Here is a 2988-nt window from a genome sequence, read left to right as displayed (position 1 = left end):
GGCGGCAGCCGTCTGGACAGCCTCCGAGACCGACGCTGCGACCGAGGCCGACGCCGAGGTCGACCAGAGCGACGTCGAGGTTTCGACGTCGGATGCCCCGGCAGCGGCCTCCGACGGGGGGCCGGTCGAAGCATCCGCCCCTCCCAAGCCCCCGCGTCCGAAGCGGACTGCGTCCTAGTCGGCCGTCACCAGCCGTCCCTCGCGCACCAGGCGGGTGGCCGCGATGATGTTCCGCAGCGAGGCCACGGTCTCGGGGTAGGCGCGGGTCTTGAGCCCGCAGTCCGGGTTCACCCACACCTGGCGCAGCGGCAGCTCGTCGACGGCGCGCTGCAGCAGCTCGGCCACCTCCGCGACGGAGGGCACGCGCGGCGAGTGGATGTCGTAGACACCCGGGCCGACCCCGTGCGAGAACCCTGACGCCGCGATGTCGTCGATGACCTCGCCGCGGCTGCGGGCAGCCTCGAYCGAGGTCACGTCGGCGTCGAGGGCGGCGATCGCGTCGATGACGACGGCGAACTCCGAGTAGCAGAGGTGGGTGTGCACCTGGGTCGCCGCGGCGGCCCCTGCCGTCGCGAGCCGGAACGATCCGACCGACCAGTCGAGGTACGCCTGCTGGTCGCCCTGCTTGAGCGGCAGCAACTCGCGCAGCGCGGGCTCGTCGACCTGGATGATGCCGATGCCCGCGGCCTCGAGGTCGCCGATCTCGTCGCGGAGGGCGAGGGCGACCTGGTCGGCGGTCTCGCCCAGGGGCTGGTCGTCGCGCACGAACGACCAGGCGAGGATCGTCACAGGGCCAGTCAGCATGCCCTTCACCGGGCGGTCGCTGAGCGACTGGGCGAACTCCGCCCAGCGCACTGTGATGGGTGCAGGGCGCGACACGTCGCCCCAGAGGATCGATGGGCGCGTCGCCCGGGAGCCGTAGGACTGCACCCAGCCGTTGCGCGTCACGGCGAAGCCCGCGAGGTTCTCGGCGAAGTACTGCACCATGTCATTGCGCTCGGCCTCGCCGTGCACGAGGACGTCGAGGCCCAGCTCCTCCTGCAGGCCGATCACCGTGGTGATCTCCAGGCGCAGCTGCTCCTCGTACTCCGCCGTCGAGATCTCGCCGCGGTCGTGCCGGGCGCGGAGGCGACGGATGTCGCCGGTCTGCGGGAACGAGCCGATCGTGGTGGTCGGGAGGATCGGGAGGTCGAGTGCGGCGTCCTGCGCGGCCACCCGCGTCTCGTAGTCGCCGCGGTCGAAGTCCACGGGTGTCAGCGCTGCCGTGCGCGCGCGGACATCGCCGTCGCGGACGCCGGGCGCGTTGCGCCGATCCTCGAGGGCGACGGATGCCGCGGCAAGGTCCTGCTGGATCGCGGCGAGCCCTTCCTCCAGGCCCCGCGCGAGGATCGCGACCTGACCGACCTTCTGGTCGGCGAAGGCGAGCCACGACACGAGCCGGGCACCCAGCTCGGTCTCGTCGGCGACGTCGTGCGGCACGTGCTGCAGCGAGGTCGACGTGCTCGCCGCGACGGCGGTGCCGAGCGCACGGAGGTTCTCGAGCTTCGCGGCGGCCGTCGAGAGATCGCCGCGCCAGATGTTGCGGCCGTCGATGACACCGCCGACCAGGGTCTTGCCGGCAAGAAGAGGGGCCGCGGCCGGAACCGCGCCCCGGGTGAGGTCGACGGCGAGCGCCTCGACGGGGGCGGCGGCGAGCACGGTCCAGGCCTCCGCGGAGAGCTGCGCGTACGGGGCGGCGACCAGGATCGCGGGGCGGTCGGCTGCGACGCCGAGGTAGGCGTACGCGCGCTCCGCCGCGGCCGCGAGGTCGGATGCCGGGATCGGCAGGCTCTCGCTCACCAGGGCGGGCTCGTCGAGCTGCACCCACTCCGCGCCGGCGGCACGGAGGGCGGCGAGCAGTTCGGCGTACACGGGCAGCAGGTCATCCAGGCGGCTGAGCGGGCTGAAGCCGGAGGGCGCGGCATCCGTCGCCTTCGCCAAGGCGAGCAGCGTGACGGGACCGACGATGACCGGACGGGTCGTGTAGCCGTCGGCACGCGCCTCAGCCACCTGACGGGCGAAGCGGTCGCTCGACAGGGCGAACGCGGTCTCGGGCCCGATCTCGGGGACGAGGTAGTGGTAGTTCGTGTCGAACCACTTGGTCATCTCGAGCGGGCCGGCTTCGCCCGCGCCGCGCGCGGCGGTGAACAGCGCGCCGAGGCCGATCGAGCCGTCCGCCGCGCGCAGGTGCGCGAACCGCTCCGGCAGGATGCCCGCGGTCACCGCGGCGTCGAGCACCTGGTCGTAATACGAGAACGACTCGGGAATAGCCGAGTCCTCCCGGCCGAGACCGAGTTCGACGAGGCGCGCGCGCGTCGAGCGGCGAAGTCCTGCCGCCGTCGCCTCCAGCTCGGCTTCGTCGATGGCGCCGGCCCAGAACGCCTCGACAGCGCGCTTGAGCTCGCGGCGGCGGCCGATCCGGGGATAGCCCAGGATCGTGCCGGCCGGAAAGGCTGGGCGGGATTCGGTCATGAGGTGGCCTCCAGGTCTTCGGGTCGGGTCGTGAGGATGCCGCCCTCGCGGAGCACCGCGAGAACCGCGTCGTGATGGTTGAACGCGTACAGATGGATGCCGGGAGCCCCGCCCGCGAGGACCTCGCGGGCGAGATCGGCGGCATACGTGACGCCGACGTCGCGCTGGCCCTGGGCGGTCGGCTCGATCTCGAGCCGGATCGCCAGTTCGGACGGCAGCGCCTCGCCGGACAGCTCGAGGACGCGCCGCAGGCGTGCGGGCGATGTGATCGGCATCACCCCGGGCAGGATCGGGATGGTCACGCCGGCTCGGCGGGCGCGCTCGACGAAGCTGAGGTAGTCGTCGGAGTGGAAGAAGACCTGCGTGATGGCCTGGGTCGCCCCGGCGGCCTGCTTGGCGAGCAGGGCATCGATGTCGGCATAGGCGTGCGGCGCCCGGGGGTGCCCGTTGGGGAAGGCCGCCACGGAGACATTGATC

The 2988-nt window shown here is 72.6% G+C and carries 2 protein-coding genes; both read right to left on the bottom strand.

The window, feature by feature from the left end; translation table 11 throughout:
- Positions 1-174 precede the first annotated feature (174 nt).
- Positions 175-2511, bottom strand: a complete 2337-nt coding sequence (metE, locus tag AC1DVT_RS19215) for a 5-methyltetrahydropteroyltriglutamate--homocysteine S-methyltransferase (protein ID WP_477390886.1) — start codon at positions 2509-2511, stop codon at positions 175-177.
- A partial coding sequence (locus tag AC1DVT_RS19210; RefSeq protein ID WP_477390884.1) for a methylenetetrahydrofolate reductase occupies positions 2508-2988 on the bottom strand: 481 nt, incomplete at its 5' end. The genes AC1DVT_RS19210 and metE, both read right to left, overlap by 4 nt.

It is taken from the genome of Microbacterium sp. P2_F9 (assembly GCF_056403635.1).
This window is presented reverse-complemented; position numbering and strand designations above follow the sequence as displayed.